The following is a 15,979-nucleotide window of genomic DNA, read 5'->3' as shown; positions in this document are numbered from 1 at the left end:
CATTATTCGGTAGGACAAGATCCGAGCAAGGACAGACCCCGAGATGACAGACGAGTTCAATTCTCAACTGCAAAATACTCCGGATCAGGCTGCGGCCGTTCGCCGCACTGCGCTGTACACCGTGCTGGCTCAGGTACCGGAGGGCAAAGTGGTGACCTATGGACAGTTGGCCGAACTGGCCATGCTCGGGCGGGCGGCCCGCTGGGTCGGACGTACCCTGAGCCAACTGCCGGACGGTACCCGCCTGCCCTGGCACCGTGTGGTTGCCGCCGGCGGGCGGCTGAGCCTAGCGGCAGGCACGTGCAGCGGGGCCGAACAACGCGCACGCCTGCGTGGCGAAGGCGTGCTGATCATGAAGAATCGCGTGGATATGGCACGCCATGGCTGGCGTCCGGAGCAGGCATGCGGTTAGAGTGCGCGCTTTGTTTCGCAAACTGAGGCAGATTCCAGCCCATGCCCCGTAAAACCTGGCGCGCCGCGCTCGCCGCTTATGCCAGCCCTTCCACCGTTGTGCTTCTGCTGCTCGGTTTCGCTGCCGGCCTGCCGTACATGCTGGTGTTTTCAACCCTGTCGGTGTGGTTGCGTGAAGCGGGCGTCGCCCGTGAAACCATCGGTTACGCCAGCCTGATCGGTCTGGCCTATGCCTTCAAATGGGTATGGTCGCCGCTGCTCGACCAGTGGCGGCTGCCACTGCTCGGCAAGCTGGGCCGGCGTCGTTCCTGGCTGGTTCTGGCTCAGGCTCTGGTGATCCTCGGCCTGGTGGGCATGAGTTTCTGCGACCCGCAGAAGCATCTGTCGTGGTTGATCGCGATTGCTGTGGTGGTCGCGTTCGCCTCGGCCACTCAGGACATCGCGGTAGACGCCTACCGCCTGGAAATCGCCGAAGACCAGCGCCAGGCCGCCCTCGCCGCCAGCTACATGGCCGGCTATCGCGTGGCCGCGTTGCTGGCCACCGCCGGTGCGCTGTACTTCGCCGAAGGCTTCGGTTCCACCGGCTTCGCCTATCTGCACCAGGCCTGGGCCAACACGTACCTGCTGTTCGGTGTGCTGATGGTACCGGCACTGATCACTACCCTGATCATGCGCGAACCCCCGGTAGCCCTGCGCACGCAATTGTCCGCAGCGCGCTACGGCTTCAGCCACCAACTGATGTCGGTGTTCGTGCTGATCGTGTTGCTGGTGTCGGTGCCGGCGATGTTCACCCAGTTGTACAACACCGATTTTGCCAGCGTGCTGTTCGGCAGCCAGAGCCTGATCGACCTGCTGCTCGAAGACCGGGCATTCCTGCGTGCGCTGCTCTACATAATCCTGACTGCGGTGTGCCTGTCTTCGGTCGGTCGCCGCGGGTTGGCTCCCGTGCTCACACCGATCAACGATTTCATCCTGCGCTACCGCTGGCAGGCATTGCTGCTGCTGGGCCTGATCGCGACCTACCGGATGTCCGATACGGTGATGGGTGTCATGGCCAACGTCTTCTACATCGACCAAGGCTTCACCAAGGACCAGATCGCCAGCGTCAGCAAGATCTTCGGCCTGATCATGACCCTGCTCGGCGCCGGCTTCGGCGGCCTGCTGATCGTGCGCTTCGGCATCCTGCCCATTCTGTTCATCGGTGGCATCACGTCGGCGGGGACCAACCTGCTGTTCCTGATGCTGGCCGACATGGGGCCGAATCTGCAGATGCTGGTGCTGACCATCTCGCTGGACAACTTCAGCTCCGGGCTCGCCACTTCGGCCTTCGTCGCCTACCTGTCGAGCCTGACCAACCTCAAGTTCTCGGCGACCCAATACGCCCTGCTGAGCTCGATCATGCTCCTCCTGCCGCGCCTGATCGGGGGCTACTCAGGGGTCATGGTCGAGAAGTTCGGCTACCACAATTTCTTCCTCATCACCGCCCTGCTCGGTGTGCCGACCCTGCTGCTGATCGCCCTGCACTGGAAGCAGGAGAATGCCCGCATCGCGCGCGACGGGCCTGACGAAGAACCCTCCTGACAAAAAAAAGCCCCGGCCATGATGACCGGGGCTTTTTCGTGAAGCGTTGCGAACCTACTTGGCTTCGCCTTCCTGCATCACCCGAATCACACGCTGCGGAAACGGAATGTCGATGCCTTCGGCACGCAGGCGATCGCGGATCTCGCCGTTGAGCATGTTGGTCACGCCGCCGAAGTCGCCAGTGTTCACCCAGATCCGCAAGGACACGGTGATCGAGCTGTCGCCCAGGGCCGCCACGACGGCCTCGGGTGCCGGGGTCTGCAACACGCGTGGGTCCTTGGCCAGGTCCAGCAGGATCTCGCGAGCTTTCTGCAGGTCGGCATCGTAGTCCACACCGATGTCGAAGGTGATCTTGCGCGTGGGCTGACGGTTGGTGTTGGTGATGATGCCGTTAGACAGGTTGCCGTTGGGCAGGATCACCGTGCGGTTATCGCCGGTGCGCAACACGGTATGGAAGATCTGGATGGAGTCGACCGTACCGCTCACACCCTGCGCTTCGATCCAGTCGCCGATGCGAAAGGGACGGAACAGCAGGATCAGCACGCCGCCGGCGAAGTTCGCCAGGCTGCCTTGCAGGGCCAGGCCGATGGCCAGGGTCGCACCACCGATGGCGGCAACGAACGAGGTCGTCTCGATACCGATCATCGAGGCCACGCTGACCATCAAGAGGATCTTCAGGATGATATTGGCGATCGTGCCGATGAAGTTCTGCAGCGCCAGATCGATGTGACGCAGGGCCAGCAGTTTCTGCAGGTTGGCGGTGACTCGGTTGATCAACCACCAACCCACGCACAGCACCACCAAGGCGAGGATCACCTTGCTGCCGTACTGCATGACCATCGGAATCCAGGCCTGCGAGGCCTGGACCAGATGATTGACTTCCGCGTTCAAATCCATGGGGTTCTCCTACCGCCTTCGTTCAAGCTTCGTTCAAGCTTCGTTCAAGAAAAGCGTGCGGTAACCGGCAAAGACCAGCTCGGGCGTACCGGCGCCACGATCTGAAAGGCCACGGCAAGCCCGGCGCCAGAGGCTCCGGCCGCACTGATGCTCCGACGCCGGTCGCCTGGCAAGGTTCAGCCCGGCCCGCCGTTCTTCATCAATCGCGAAAGTTGTTGAACTGCAGCGGCATGCCGAATTCCTTCGCGCGCAGGGCAGCGATTGCCTCCTGCAAGTCATCGCGTTTCTTGCCGGTGATGCGCACCTGCTCACCCTGGATGGCAGCCTGCACCTTGAGCTTGGCGTCCTTGACGTGAGCGACGATCTTCTTCGCCAGTTCCTTCTCGATACCTTCGCGCAGGATCGCTTCCTGCTTCATTTCCTTACCCGAGGCGTAGGCTTCCTTGACCTCGAGGCATTGCACGTCGATCTTGCGCTTGACCAGTGCCAGCTTGAGAATCTCGATCATGGCTTCCAGCTGGTACTCGGCTTCGGCGGTCAGGGTGACCGTCAGCTCCTTGAATGCGAAACTGCCTTTTCCCTTGAGATCGTAACGGCGATCCAGCTCCTTGATGGCGTTGTCGACCGCGTTGGTGACTTCGTGCTTGTCCAACTCGGACACTACGTCGAACGAGGGCATGTGTTTCCTCCAGAATTGATCGGCGGCTCGTTGAAAGAAGGAGCACGCCTGGCTTGACGATTGAAATGCCCGCTCATTATAAGGGAGCCGGCATCGTGAAATGCCACCCCACCGCTTGAATTCAGGCATGGGTCATCACTTTCCACACGAGCCTGATATGCGCAACCTCCCCCCAAGCAATGCGGCCGCCGACGAACCAGCGCTGGTCGTCGCAGAACCGCCGGCAGCCCGATCCTGGCATGTGTTGGGCGCAGGCAGCCTGGGTACGTTGTGGGCGTGCCGCCTGGCCCGCGCGGGCTTGCAGGTGCAACTGTTATTGCGCAATGCCGCGCGCCTGCAGGCCTACCGCGCAGCCGGTGGCTTGCGCTTGATCGAAAGCGGCGAGGCCAGCGTTCACTGCCTGCCGGCCACCGACGTGGCCGCCGAGGGCGCGATCACCCGCCTGTTGCTGACCTGCAAGGCCTACGATGCGCAAGCGGCCATTGCCAGTGTCGCCGCGCGGCTGGCACCCGGCGCCGAAGTGATCCTTCTGCAGAACGGCATGGGCAGTCAGCAGGCGGTGGCCGAAATGCTGCCGCAGGCGCGCTGTATCTATGCCTCGACCACCGAAGGCGCCTACCGTGCCGCCGATTTCCAGGCGGTTTTCGCCGGGCAGGGCTTTACCTGGCTGGGCGATGCCGACCCGGCCTGCCCCACCCACCCTGCAGCCTTGCTGGCCGACCTAAAGCGTGCCGGCATCGCTCATCAGTGGACACCCAGTATCCATTCGCGCCTGTGGCGCAAGCTGGCGCTCAACTGCGCGATCAACCCGCTGACCGTGCTGTACGGCTGTCGCAATGGCGCGTTGGCGGACCATCACGACGAAGTGGCCATCCTTTGCGCCGAGCTGGCACAGCTGCTGGACGCGTGCGGGCAGGTGGACGCGGCCCAGGGGCTGCACGAGGAAGTACGACGGGTTATCCAGGCGACCGCTGCCAATTACTCTTCGATGTACCAGGACGTCGACCAGGGTCGGCGCACCGAAATCGACTATCTGCTGGGCTACGCCTGCAAAGCCGCGCTGGAGCGGCACTGCGAGGTGCCACATCTGCAAGCGCTGCAGGCGCGGCTGGTGCGGGCCTTGAACAAGACCTGAGACCGCGCCCTTCGCGGCCACCGACCGCTCCTACGGAGGGACGCACGATCTCCGTAGGAGCGGTCCGTGGCCGCGAAACAGTCGCGCGGTGAATCAGGCATACCGCAGCGCGCTCTTCGCGGCCACTGGCCGCTCCTACGGAGGGACGCACGATCTGCGTAGGAGCGGTCATCGGCCGCGAAACAGGCGCCGCGGTGTATCAGGCGAACCGCGGGATTTGCAAAACAGGTTTGCTACACTGGCGCTCTGCCCTGCCGTGGAAGCGACCCGCCAATGCCCTTGCGCCAGAGACTCGAAAACCTGCCGGTTGGCCAGAAACTGCTGGCTGCCCTGCTGGTGCTGTTGACCACGGTCCTGCTGGTCGCCAACCTCACGTTCATCAGTGCCGCCTACTGGATTTCCCAGGAAAGCATGGCGCCCCAGGCCTTGCAGACCATCGGCCGACTGCTGGCCAACCCTGGCCTTGCGCAGCGGGCGGTACGCTCGCCGCAGGACGCCGAAGCGCTGCTCGAAGAGCTCAACAGCTATTCCCCGTTGCGCGCCGCCGCCATCTACGACGCCCAGGGCGAGCGCCTGGCCCAGTTGCAGCACGGCGACCGGCTGAAGATGCCGGCCCGCTTCGCCAGCATCGAAGCCTGGCGCTCCACCGAATTCCGCAGCACCCAGTTGGTGCCTCTGCCCAGTGCCGGCCATCTGCTGCTGGTGGCCAGCAGCGAACTGCCCGTGGCGTTCTACACCGGCACGCTGACTGCCAGCCTGGGCATCCTGGTGTTCAGCGTGCTGTTGTGGATGATCATCGCCCGGCAGATCAAGCGCTTGATCACCCAACCCATCTATCGCCTCGAAGAGCTGTCGCGCCAGGTCACCCGCGAAGAAAACTACGCCTTGCGCGCCGGCCGCGGCAACCACGACGAGATCGGCAGCCTGGCGGAAGCGTTCAACACCATGCTTTCACGCATCGAGGCCCGCGAACAGCAACTCAAGCGTGCCCGCGACGAGTCCCAGGCCGCCTACGACCAGGCCCAGGGGCTGGCCGAAGAAACTCGCCACACCAACCGCAAGCTCGAACTCGAAGTCCAGGTGCGCAGCAAGATCGAGAAGAAACTCACCGGCTTTCAGAACTACCTCAACAGCATCATCGACTCCATGCCTTCGGCACTCATTGCCCTCGACGAGCAGCTGTACGTCACCCAATGGAATCAGGAAGCCAGCGCACTTTCCGGAACGCCGCTGGACGAGGCGCTCAATCAACCGATCTTTCTTGCATTCGCCCCGCTCAAACCGTTCCTGCCGCAGCTCAAGACCACGGTCGAACAGCACACGGTGGCCAAGATCGAGCGGGTCACCTGGGTCAAGGACGACACCCCACACCATTACGCGCTGACCTTCTATCCGCTGATGGGCGGTGCCGGCCGCGGCGTGGTGATTCGCATCGACGACATCACCCAGCGCCTGTCCCTGGAAGAGATGATGGTGCAGTCGGAAAAGATGCTCTCGGTGGGGGGGCTGGCCGCCGGCATGGCCCACGAAATCAACAACCCCCTGGGCGCGATCCTGCACAACGTGCAGAACGTCAGGCGCCGCCTTTCGGCCGACCTGCCGAAGAACCTCGAACAGGCCAGCGATGCCGGTGTCGATCTGGCAGCAGTGAACGCCTACCTGCAAGGGCGCGAAATCCCGCAGCTGCTCGACGGCATTCAGCAGGCCGGTGCACGGGCAGCCAAGATCGTCACCCACATGCTCAGCTTCAGCCGCCGCAGCACGCGGGAAATGGCACCGTGCGACCTGCCCGCCCTGATCGACCAGGCGGTGGAGATCGCCGGCAACGACTTCGACCTGGCGATCGGTTTCGACTTCAAGGGACAAAACATCGTGCGCCAGTTCGACCCGGCGCTGGGCCCGGTACCGGGCACTGCCAACGAGCTGGAGCAAGTGCTGCTCAACCTGCTGAAAAACGCCGCGCAGGCCATTCACCAGCGCAACGACGAGCACGAGCCGGGGCGCATCATCCTGCGCACCCGGCTGAGCCCGCCGTGGGCGGAAATCCAGGTCGAGGACAACGGCGTGGGCATGCCCGAAAGCGTGCGCAAGCGTACGTTCGAGCCCTTCTTCACCACCAAGGAGATTGGCCAGGGCACCGGCCTGGGCCTGTCGGTGTCCTACTTCATCATCACCAACAACCACAAGGGCCAGATGGAAGTGCAATCCAGCCCTGGCCAGGGCACCTGCTTCACCCTGCGCCTGCCGTTGGCCGGCAATCCGCTGCCCCTCACCACCACGGAGATATGAGCATGGGCTTTCGCCTGACGAAGATTTACACGCGCACCGGCGACCAGGGCGAAACCGGGCTTGGCGATGGACGTCGGGTGCCCAAGGACCATCCGCGAGTCGAGGCTATTGGCGAAGTGGACACCTTGAACAGCCAATTGGGCGTGCTGCTGGCGGGACTGACGGAGGATGCTCGCCTGAACGAGGTGTACGAGGTGCTTGCGCCCTGCCAGCATCGGCTGTTCGATCTGGGTGGTGAGTTGGCCATGCCCGCGTACCAGGCACTCGATGCTGGCGAAGTGCAGCGTCTGGAAACGGCCATCGATACCTGGAACGACGAAGTCGGCGCGTTGGAGAATTTCATTCTGCCAGGCGGTTCAATGCTGATCGCCCAGGCCCATGTCTGTCGCAGCCTGGCACGCAGTGCCGAGCGTCGCTGTCAGCAGCTCAATGCCGTGGAGCCTTTGTCAGCGGTGAGCCTGGCGTACATCAATCGGCTTTCGGACCTGCTGTTCGTGGCGGCGCGGATCATCGCTCGACGCCAGGCTATTGCCGAGATCCTTTGGCAGCCTGCCAAGCCGTGAGAGTGGCGCAGGCTGCAGGTCGCCAGTACCGCGTCAGGTCAGTGGGTCTCGAGGGACAGCTGACGCGGCCTGCGCTGCTGCTACAGGAGCCAAGGCGGCTACAGGGTTGGCCAGAACGCGCGGATGCCTGCGACGCCCTGCGCGCCGATCTCCCAAGCCTTCGCCTGATCCTGCGGACCCATCCCGCCCAGTAGATAGACCGGCTGGTTGAAACCCTCGATCAAACCATGCGCCTGATCCCATCCCAACGGCTGGGCATCGGGATGCGTGAGGGTCGGTTGCACCGGCGACAGGGTGATGAAATCCACTCCCATCTGCCGCGCCAGCGCCAGCTCCTCGGCGTCGTGACAAGAGGCCGCCAGCCAACGCTCCTGAGGAAACGGCCGGCCCTTGCTGGCGTACTTGCGCAACTGCGCCGACGTCAGGTGCCAACCGGCCGAAGGGAAATCGCCCAGCCATTCCAGCGGCCCCTTGAGCATCAACTGGGCCTTGCCGGCGCACAACCCCACTGCATCCACCGCCAGGTCGCGGTACTGCGGATCGTAGCCATTGGGTGCACGCAGCTGCAGCAGCTTGATGCCACCGGCAATCGCCTTCTGCATCCCGCGCAACAAGGTCGGGTTATCGAGCCCATCCGGAGTGATGAGATATTCACCGGGCAGGCTCGCTGCCGCGACGATGGGACGATTGGCTGCCGGAAACTCGTAGCCCGGCAACTCGCGGGCCTTGACCCACGCCACGGGTTGACCTTCGACGCCGTGCGGCTGGCCAGTGAACTCGGTCACTTCCCAGACATCCAGCAGCACCTGCTTGTCGGCATAGTCGTGATGCACCTTGATCAATGGCCGCGCCTGGCCGACCTCGATCCCCAGTTCTTCGCGCAGCTCCCGCGCGAGCGCCGTCTGCACCGTCTCGCCGGCCTCGACCTTGCCGCCGGGAAACTCCCATAAACCGCCCTGGTGCTGGGCATCGGCACGGCGGGCAATCAGGATACGGTTATCTGCGCCACGGATCACCGCGGCGGCTACATGCACTCGTTTCACGCATTCTCCAGGCCGCACTGAGCTACCAACGCCCAGGTGCACCATGGAGCACACCCGGGCCTGACCGTCAGGTACGGTATTCGGCGTTGATCTTCACATATTCATGGGACAGGTCGGTGGTCCAGATGGTCTCGCTGCAATCGCCGCGGCCCAGCTCGATACGAATGCCGATTTCTGCCTGCGCCATCACCGCCGAACCCTGCTCCTCGGTATAGGTGGCCGCACGCGCGCCACGACTGGCGATGCACACCTCGCCCAGGAACACATCGATCTTGCTGACATCCAGTTCCGGCACGCCTGCACGGCCGACGGCCGCCAGGATGCGCCCCCAGTTCGGATCGGAGGCGAACAAGGCGGTTTTGATCAGCGGCGAGTGAGCCACGGTGTAGGCCACATCCAGGCATTCCTGGTGGTTGCTGCCGCCGTTGACCTGGACGGTGACGAACTTGGTTGCCCCTTCACCGTCGCGCACGATGGCCTGGGCCACTTCCATGCACACTTCGAAGACCGCCTGCTTCAGCGCCGCGAACAACGGGCCGCTGGCCTCGCCGACCTCCGGCAATGCCGCCTGCCCGGTAGCCACCAGCATGCAGCAGTCGTTGGTCGACGTGTCGCCGTCGATGGTGATGCGGTTGAACGACTTGTTGGCGCCGTCGCGCAGCAGATCCTGCAGTACGTGGGGCGCGACCTTGGCGTCGGTGGCAATGTAGCCAAGCATGGTCGCCATGTTTGGCCGGATCATGCCCGCACCCTTGCTGATCCCGGTCACGGTGACCGTCACGCCGTCGTGCTGGAACTGGCGGCTGGCGCCTTTGGGCAGGGTATCGGTGGTCATGATGCCAGTGGCCGCGGCGGCCCAGTTGTCCACCGACAGGTCGTCGAGAGCGGCCTGCAGGGCCCCTTCGATCTTCTCCACGGGCAGAGGCTCGCCGATCACTCCGGTGGAAAACGGCAGCACGGCGCTGGCGTCCACCCCGGCCAATTCGGCGAGCCGCGCCGTGGTGCGCTCGGCGGCAGCCAGGCCGGGCTCACCGGTACCGGCGTTGGCATTGCCGGTGTTGGTCAGCAGGTAACGCACAGCGCCGCCCACGCGCTGCCGGGAGACGATGACCGGTGCCGCACAGAACGCATTCAGGGTGAACACGCCAGCGACGCTGGAACCCTCGGCGCAGCGCATGACCACCACGTCCTTGCGGCCGGGGCGTTTGATGCCGGCGCTGGAGATGCCCAGCTCGAAACCGGGAACCGCATGCAGCGTGGGCAGTGGACCAAGACCAACAGCCATGTGAGCACTCCTTTGAAGACTGTACGGCGTAGCGTCGACGCCGCCATTGAATGGACGAACGCCGCGATCGGATCACCGAAATCCACCGCAGGAGCGGTCAGCGGCCGCGAAACAGACGACGCGGTATACCTGCCAGACCGTGTCGTACTTTTCGCGGCCACTGACCGCTCCTACGGGGAGCCGGCGTCAGTCGCGGCGTGCTACTGCTTGCAGCAATGTGCGGCGATCAGTCGATCTTGCCGTGGCAATGCTTGAACTTCTTGCCTGAACCACACCAGCACAGCTCGTTGCGGCCCAGTTTCTGGTCATTGCGCACCGGCTCCGACACCGTGGCGGCAATCACTTCGGCGTCCTCCGCCAAGGCTTCGGGCTGATCCAGGCCTGGTGCAGGAGCGTGTTCGAACTGCATGCGCGCAGCCAGCTCTTCGGCATCGCGACGCAGACGAGCTTCTTCCTCGACCGGATCTTCGCGGCGCACCTGAACGTGGGAAAGCACACGGATGGTGTCGCGCTTGATCGAATCCAGCAGCTCCTGGAACAGGCTGAACGACTCGCGCTTGTATTCCTGCTTCGGGTTCTTCTGGGCGTAGCCGCGCAGGTGGATACCGTGACGCAGGTGGTCCATGGTCGACAGGTGATCTTTCCACAGGTCGTCGAGCACGCGCAGCAGGATCTGCTTCTCGAAGGTGCGCAACGCATCGGCGCTGGCCTGGTCTTCCTTCTCGGTGTAGGCCGCCAGCAGCTCGGCCATGACTTTCTCGCGCAGCGTTTCTTCGTAGAGCTTGTCGTCGGCGTCCAGCCACTGCTGGATCGGCAGGCTCACACCGAAATCGGTCTGCAGCGCCGCTTCCAGACCGGCCACGTCCCACTGCTCGGGCAGCGACTGTGGCGGAATGTGCTGGGCGAACAGCTGGCCCAGCACTTCCTGGCGGAAGTCGGCAATGGTGTCACCGACGTTGTCGGACGCCAGCAGACTGTTGCGCATGTGGTAGATGACCTTGCGCTGCTCGTTGGCGACGTCGTCGAATTCGAGCAATTGCTTGCGGATGTCGAAGTTGCGGCCTTCGACCTTGCGCTGGGCCTTTTCGATGGCGTTGGTCACCATGCGATGTTCGATGGCTTCACCGGACTGCATGCCCAGCGCCTTCATGAAGTTCTTCACCCGGTCGGACGCGAAGATGCGCATCAGGCTGTCTTCCAGCGACAGGTAGAAGCGGCTGGAACCGGCATCACCCTGGCGACCGGCACGGCCACGCAACTGATTGTCGATACGGCGTGATTCGTGACGCTCGGAGGCGATCACATGCAGGCCACCGGATTCGAGCACCTGCTGGTGACGCTTCTGCCAGTCGGCCTTGATCTGGGCAATCTGCTCCGGCGACGGGTCCTCGAGGGAAGCCACTTCGACCTCCCAGTTGCCGCCCAGAAGAATGTCGGTACCACGGCCGGCCATGTTGGTGGCAATGGTCAGCGCACCCGGACGACCGGCCTGCGCGATGATCTCGGCTTCCTTCTCATGGAACTTGGCGTTGAGCACCTTGTGCTCGATGCCTTCCTGTTTGAGCAGGCGCGACATGTGCTCGGAGGTTTCGATGGTGGCAGTACCCACCAGCACCGGCCGGCCCTGGGCCATGCTTTCCTTGATGTCGGTGACGATGGCGGCGTATTTCTCGTCCGCAGTCAGGTACACCAAGTCGTTGAAGTCCTTGCGCGCGAGCGGCTTGTTCGGCGGAATGACCATCACGTTGAGCTGATAGATCTGGGCGAATTCGAACGCCTCGGTATCGGCCGTACCGGTCATGCCCGACAGTTTGTTGTACAGGCGGAAGTAGTTCTGGAACGTGGTCGAGGCGAGCGTCTGGCTCTCGGCCTGGATGTTCAGGTTTTCCTTGGCCTCGATGGCCTGGTGCAGGCCCTCGGACAGGCGACGGCCCGGCATGGTACGACCGGTGTGCTCGTCGACCAGCAGGATCTGGCCGTCCTGGACAATGTACTCGACGTTGCGGTTGAACAGCTTGTGCGCACGCAGGCCGGCATACACGTGGGTCAGCAGGCCCAGGTTGTGCGCCGAATAAAGGCTCTCGCCCTCGGCCAGCAGACCGGCGCGGGTGAGCATTTCCTCGATGTACTGGTGGCCGGCTTCGTTGAGTTCGACCTGGCGGGTCTTCTCGTCGATGCTGTAGTGGCCTTCCTTGGTGACCTGGCCTTCCACTTCCTCGATGTGCTGCTCGAGTTGCGGAATCAGGCGGTTGATTTCGGTGTACAGCTTGGAGCTGTCCTCGGCCTGACCGGAAATGATCAGCGGCGTGCGGGCTTCGTCGATGAGGATGGAGTCGACTTCGTCGATCACGGCGAAATTCAGCTCGCGCTGGAATTTCTCTTCCATGCTGAACGCCATGTTGTCGCGCAGATAGTCGAAACCGAATTCGTTGTTGGTGCCGTAGGTGATGTCGGCGGCGTAGGCCAGACGCTTCTCGTCCGGCGGCGCGAACGGCGTGACCACGCCCACGGTCAGGCCCAGGTACTCGTACAGCGGACGCATCCAGTTGGCGTCGCGACGGGCCAGGTAGTCGTTGACCGTGACCACATGCACGCCCTTGCCGGACAGCGCATTGAGGTAAACGCCCAGGGTCGCCACCAGGGTCTTGCCTTCACCTGTACGCATTTCGGCGATCATGCCTTCGTGCAGGGTGAGGCCGCCGATCAGCTGGACATCGAAGTGCCGCATGCCCATGACGCGCTTGCCGGCTTCGCGGCACACGGCGAAGGCTTCGGGCAGCAGTTGGTCGAGGGTCTCGCCTTTTGCCAGGCGGGCCTTGAACTCTGCGGTCTTGGCGCGCAGCTGCTCGTCCGAAAGGGCCACCATCTGCTCTTCGAAGGCATTGACGGCTTGTACCGTCTTGAGCATGCGTCGTACTTCACGCTCGTTCTTGCTTCCAAAAAGTTTCTTTAACAAAGGCGCAAACATATTGGCAGGATCTTCCACACATAGGGATGGAGGGCGGCCCCGTGAGTCGCCCGTGCAGCCCTCATGGCCGCATGCGAACGAGCATTCTACCCGGAAACGATGGAGAGGAAAGTGGCGCGATGTCCACGATGCTGGCACAGCGTTGTGACGGGGCGGTTTTACAATAAGGGCTTTTTCGACAACTTCAACCCGCAGGGTGCAGATGTCATCTATTCGAACGTTCACAGGCCCGCCGGTGTACCCACGTAAAACGGTGACGACAAGGGATTCTGTTAACATGCCGACTCTGTAACCTCAGGTGTATCTCCATGGTCTTTCGGCCCCTGCCCGCCCGGGCTCCAGCGGTGCTGCTGCGCGAAGCCAAGCCGCTCAAGGCCTTGTTCAGCCATGCCCAGCGCCTGTCGCACCTGCAGCGCCTGCTCGAGAGCCAGCTGCAGCCTGCGGCGCGCGAGCATTGCTACGTTGCCTCGTGGCGCGAAGGCAGCCTGTTGCTGATCGTCACCGACGGCCACTGGGCCACGCGCCTGCGCTATCAGCAAAAGCGACTGCAGCGCGACCTGCAGGCCCTGGAGGAATTCGGCAGCCTGACCCGTATCCTGTTCAAGGTGCAGCCGCCCACGGTGCAGAGCAAGGCCGGAGAGCGCAGCATCGATCTGTCCATCGGCGCGGGCGAGAACATTCAGGCCACCGCCGACGGCATCAGCGATCCGAATCTGCGCGCCGCGCTGGAGCGCCTGGCAGCCCACGCCAAACGCGTGCGCTGAACCCGCCGGCAATGCCCTGGGTACCCTGAACGCCACGCAAAAAAAAGCCACCCAATGGGTGGCCTATAAATGTGTAACCAGAAAAGAGAGGTTGTATCAACCCAACGCAGCTGGCCGCATGTAGGAGATCGGTACCGTACTGGCATCTTCGAACGTGACCACTTCCCACGCATCGTCCTGCTCGAGCAGACGACGCAGAAGCTGGTTGTTCAGTGCGTGGCCCGACTTGTAGCCACGGAATTCGCCAATCAGGCTGTTACCCAGCTGATAGAGATCGCCGATTGCATCGAGGATCTTGTGCTTGACGAACTCGTCTTCGTAGCGAAGACCGTCCTCGTTCATGACGCCTGCCTCGTCCACCACGATAGCGTTCTCGACGCTGCCGCCCAGTGCACGATTGTGCTTGCGCAGGTACTCAAGGTCGCTCATGAAACCAAAGGTGCGGGCGCGACTGACTTCCTTCACGAAGGACGTGCTGGAGAAGTCGACACTGGCACTCTGGGTGCGGTCCTTGAAGACAGGATGATCGAAATCTATCTCGAAGCTCACCTTGAAACCTTCGAAAGGCAGGAAAGTGGCGCGCTTGTCGCCCTCCGTCACTGTCACTTCACGCAGGATGCGGATGAATTTCTTCGGCGCGTCCTGTTCTTCCAGGCCAGCCGATTGAATCAGGAATACGAAGGGTCCGGCGCTGCCATCCATGATCGGCACTTCGGACGCGGAGAGCTCGACGTAGGCGTTATCGATTCCCAGGCCCGCCATGGCCGACAGTAGATGCTCTACGGTATCGACCTTGACATCGCCATTGACCAAAGTGGTGGACATCGTGGTGGCGCCGACATTGTGGGCGCGTGCAGGAATCTGCACGACCGGGTCAAGGTCGACACGGCAGAACACGATGCCGGTATCCACGGGCGCAGGCTTCAAAGTCAGGTAGACCTTCTCACCGGAGTGCAGACCGACGCCTGTGGCACGGATAATATTCTTCAGGGTGCGTTGTTTAATCATGGCATTGGCCGCTTCAGCGCAAATTGCGAACTGGTATCAACAAAGGCTGGCGATGATAGCAGACCCAACCTTTGCTGAACACCAATCACCCTAATACCCCTGATAAATTGCATCAATCGGCCTGACGACGCAGGAAGGCCGGGATGTCCAGATAATCCAGGTCATCCTGTGGGTTCAGCTTGGCCGCGGCGGCAGCACCGGCGTGGGCCTGGTTGCGCATCACGGTCGGACGATCCAGATCGCGGTAGTTCACCGACGGTGCGTCCTGGCGAGCCGGCTGCTGCGACGGTGGAGGCGTCTGCGCTGCGGTCTGCATGGTGTTGTCGATGACCTTCACAGGCTTCTCGATCTTCGCGCCCAGGCCGGTGGCCACGACGGTCACGTGCAGTTCGTCGCGCATGTCCGGGTCGATGACGGTGCCGACCTTGACCATCGCGTGGTCGGAGGCGAACGCTTCGATGATGCTACCCACGTCGGAGTATTCACCCAGCGACAGATCGGGACCCGCGGTGATGTTGACCAGAATGCCGCGAGCGCCCTGCAGGTTGACGTCTTCGAGCAGCGGGTTGCGAATGGCCGCTTCGGTGGCCTCGCGTGCGCGGTTGGGACCACTGGCGCAACCAGTACCCATCATCGCCATGCCCATTTCGCTCATCACGGTACGCACGTCGGCGAAGTCGACGTTGATCATGCCCGGACGCTTGATGATGTCCGAGATACCGCGAACGGCACCGGCCAGCACGTCGTCGGCCTTGGCGAACGCCGACAGCAGGCTGGCGTCCTTGCCCAGGATGGTCAGCAGCTTCTCGTTGGGAATAGTGATCAACGAGTCGACGCTTTCGGACAGCATGCGAATGCCTTCGTCGGCGATCTGCATGCGCTTGCGGCCTTCGAACGGGAACGGACGGGTCACGACCGCAACGGTCAGGATGCCCATTTCCTTGGCCACTTCGGCGATGATCGGCGCAGCACCGGTACCGGTACCGCCGCCCATGCCGGTGGTGATGAAGACCATGTTGGTGCCTTGCAGCACTTCGGCGATGCGCTCGCGGTCTTCCATCGCGGCCTGACGGCCGACTTCAGGGTTGGCGCCAGCGCCCAGGCCCTTGGTCACACCGGTACCCAGCTGCAGGATGGTGCGCGCGCCGATGTTCTTGAGTGCCTGAGCATCGGTGTTGGCGCAGATGAACTCAACGCCTTCGATGTTGCTCTTGACCATGTGGTTGACGGCGTTGCCGCCGCCGCCGCCGACACCGATAACTTTGATTACCGGGCTTTGCGGGATGTTGTCTACGAGTTCGAACATGTGCCCTCTCCTTTCTCTATTTGTGTGCGCCTACCGCTACTGCCGTTTTG

Annotated in this window: 13 protein-coding genes; 6 read left to right on the top strand and 7 right to left on the bottom strand. The window is 62.8% G+C overall.

Features of this window, described 5'->3' with window-relative positions; genetic code table 11:
- Positions 1-43: 43 nt before the first annotated feature.
- Together IFT44_RS05785 and IFT44_RS05780 are read left to right on the top strand one after the other, a co-directional pair.
- Positions 44-412, top strand: coding sequence for an MGMT family protein (locus tag IFT44_RS05785; protein WP_122479450.1), 369 nt, complete (start codon positions 44-46; stop codon positions 410-412).
- Positions 413-453: 41 nt separating this feature from the next.
- Positions 454-1,992 carry an AmpG family muropeptide MFS transporter gene (locus IFT44_RS05780; RefSeq protein ID WP_122479451.1) on the top strand — a complete coding sequence of 513 codons (1,539 nt, stop codon included), beginning with the start codon at positions 454-456 and terminating at the stop codon, positions 1,990-1,992.
- A 54-nt stretch (positions 1,993-2,046) separates the two neighbouring features.
- Here IFT44_RS05780 and IFT44_RS05775 read toward each other — a convergent pair whose 3' ends face one another.
- Both IFT44_RS05775 and IFT44_RS05770 read right to left on the bottom strand, forming a co-directional pair.
- Positions 2,047-2,889 carry a mechanosensitive ion channel family protein gene (locus IFT44_RS05775; RefSeq protein ID WP_122479452.1) on the bottom strand — a complete coding sequence of 281 codons (843 nt, stop codon included), beginning with the start codon at positions 2,887-2,889 and terminating at the stop codon, positions 2,047-2,049.
- Between the two features lie 199 nt (positions 2,890-3,088).
- On the bottom strand, positions 3,089-3,568 hold the full coding sequence (locus IFT44_RS05770; protein ID WP_192057661.1) for a YajQ family cyclic di-GMP-binding protein: 480 nt from the start codon (positions 3,566-3,568) through the stop codon (positions 3,089-3,091).
- Positions 3,569-3,725: 157 nt separating this feature from the next.
- Here IFT44_RS05770 and IFT44_RS05765 point away from each other — a divergent pair, with 157 nt between their 5' ends.
- From IFT44_RS05765 to IFT44_RS05755, 3 genes are all read left to right on the top strand, one after another.
- Entirely contained in the window at positions 3,726-4,703 is a 978-nt protein-coding gene (locus IFT44_RS05765; protein ID WP_192175565.1) for a putative 2-dehydropantoate 2-reductase, read from the top strand.
- Positions 4,704-4,976: 273 nt separating this feature from the next.
- The gene (locus IFT44_RS05760; RefSeq protein ID WP_185794025.1) at positions 4,977-6,992 is read left to right on the top strand and encodes an ATP-binding protein; all 2,016 of its coding nucleotides are present in this window, start codon (positions 4,977-4,979) and stop codon (positions 6,990-6,992) included.
- A 2-nt stretch (positions 6,993-6,994) separates the two neighbouring features.
- Positions 6,995-7,555 carry a cob(I)yrinic acid a,c-diamide adenosyltransferase gene (locus IFT44_RS05755; RefSeq protein WP_192137001.1) on the top strand — a complete coding sequence of 187 codons (561 nt, stop codon included), beginning with the start codon at positions 6,995-6,997 and terminating at the stop codon, positions 7,553-7,555.
- A gap of 98 nt (positions 7,556-7,653) precedes the next feature.
- Here IFT44_RS05755 and IFT44_RS05750 read toward each other — a convergent pair whose 3' ends face one another.
- The 3 genes from IFT44_RS05750 to secA form a co-directional block, all read right to left on the bottom strand.
- Positions 7,654-8,598 (bottom strand): Nudix family hydrolase, encoded by a 945-nt coding sequence (locus IFT44_RS05750; protein ID WP_185794027.1) that lies wholly within the window; start codon positions 8,596-8,598, stop codon positions 7,654-7,656.
- Positions 8,599-8,665: 67 nt separating this feature from the next.
- Positions 8,666-9,883: a bifunctional glutamate N-acetyltransferase/amino-acid acetyltransferase ArgJ gene (argJ, locus tag IFT44_RS05745; RefSeq protein ID WP_185794028.1), complete on the bottom strand. Its 1,218-nt coding sequence runs from the start codon at positions 9,881-9,883 to the stop codon at positions 8,666-8,668.
- Between the two features lie 226 nt (positions 9,884-10,109).
- The gene (gene secA, locus IFT44_RS05740; protein ID WP_192175564.1) at positions 10,110-12,851 is read right to left on the bottom strand and encodes a preprotein translocase subunit SecA; all 2,742 of its coding nucleotides are present in this window, start codon (positions 12,849-12,851) and stop codon (positions 10,110-10,112) included.
- Between the two features lie 308 nt (positions 12,852-13,159).
- Here secA and IFT44_RS05735 point away from each other — a divergent pair, with 308 nt between their 5' ends.
- Positions 13,160-13,615 (top strand): DUF721 domain-containing protein, encoded by a 456-nt coding sequence (locus IFT44_RS05735; RefSeq protein ID WP_122479460.1) that lies wholly within the window; start codon positions 13,160-13,162, stop codon positions 13,613-13,615.
- 96 nt (positions 13,616-13,711) lie between these two features.
- Here IFT44_RS05735 and lpxC read toward each other — a convergent pair whose 3' ends face one another.
- Positions 13,712-14,623 (bottom strand): UDP-3-O-acyl-N-acetylglucosamine deacetylase, encoded by a 912-nt coding sequence (gene lpxC / locus IFT44_RS05730; protein ID WP_043186858.1) that lies wholly within the window; start codon positions 14,621-14,623, stop codon positions 13,712-13,714.
- Between the two features lie 112 nt (positions 14,624-14,735).
- Positions 14,736-15,929 (bottom strand): cell division protein FtsZ, encoded by a 1,194-nt coding sequence (gene ftsZ, locus IFT44_RS05725; protein WP_049860625.1) that lies wholly within the window; start codon positions 15,927-15,929, stop codon positions 14,736-14,738.
- Positions 15,930-15,979 lie beyond the last annotated feature (50 nt).

Origin of the sequence: Pseudomonas sp. CFBP 13710 (assembly GCF_014842235.1) — a bacterium.
Lineage (GTDB): Bacteria > Pseudomonadota > Gammaproteobacteria > Pseudomonadales > Pseudomonadaceae > Aquipseudomonas > Aquipseudomonas baltica.
This window is presented reverse-complemented; position numbering and strand designations above follow the sequence as displayed.

Coding starts and splice junctions, on each gene's coding strand:
- IFT44_RS05770 (WP_192057661.1), bottom strand. CDS start 3,568: ATGCCCTCGTTCGACGTAGTGTCCGAGTTGGACAAGCACGAAGTCACC.
- IFT44_RS05755 (WP_192137001.1), top strand. CDS start 6,995: ATGGGCTTTCGCCTGACGAAGATTTACACGCGCACCGGCGACCAGGGC.
- ftsZ (WP_049860625.1), bottom strand. CDS start 15,929: ATGTTCGAACTCGTAGACAACATCCCGCAAAGCCCGGTAATCAAAGTT.
- argJ (WP_185794028.1), bottom strand. CDS start 9,883: ATGGCTGTTGGTCTTGGTCCACTGCCCACGCTGCATGCGGTTCCCGGT.
- IFT44_RS05775 (WP_122479452.1), bottom strand. CDS start 2,889: ATGGATTTGAACGCGGAAGTCAATCATCTGGTCCAGGCCTCGCAGGCC.
- secA (WP_192175564.1), bottom strand. CDS start 12,851: ATGTTTGCGCCTTTGTTAAAGAAACTTTTTGGAAGCAAGAACGAGCGT.
- lpxC (WP_043186858.1), bottom strand. CDS start 14,623: ATGATTAAACAACGCACCCTGAAGAATATTATCCGTGCCACAGGCGTC.
- IFT44_RS05735 (WP_122479460.1), top strand. CDS start 13,160: ATGGTCTTTCGGCCCCTGCCCGCCCGGGCTCCAGCGGTGCTGCTGCGC.
- IFT44_RS05780 (WP_122479451.1), top strand. CDS start 454: ATGCCCCGTAAAACCTGGCGCGCCGCGCTCGCCGCTTATGCCAGCCCT.
- IFT44_RS05760 (WP_185794025.1), top strand. CDS start 4,977: ATGCCCTTGCGCCAGAGACTCGAAAACCTGCCGGTTGGCCAGAAACTG.
- IFT44_RS05765 (WP_192175565.1), top strand. CDS start 3,726: ATGCGCAACCTCCCCCCAAGCAATGCGGCCGCCGACGAACCAGCGCTG.
- IFT44_RS05785 (WP_122479450.1), top strand. CDS start 44: ATGACAGACGAGTTCAATTCTCAACTGCAAAATACTCCGGATCAGGCT.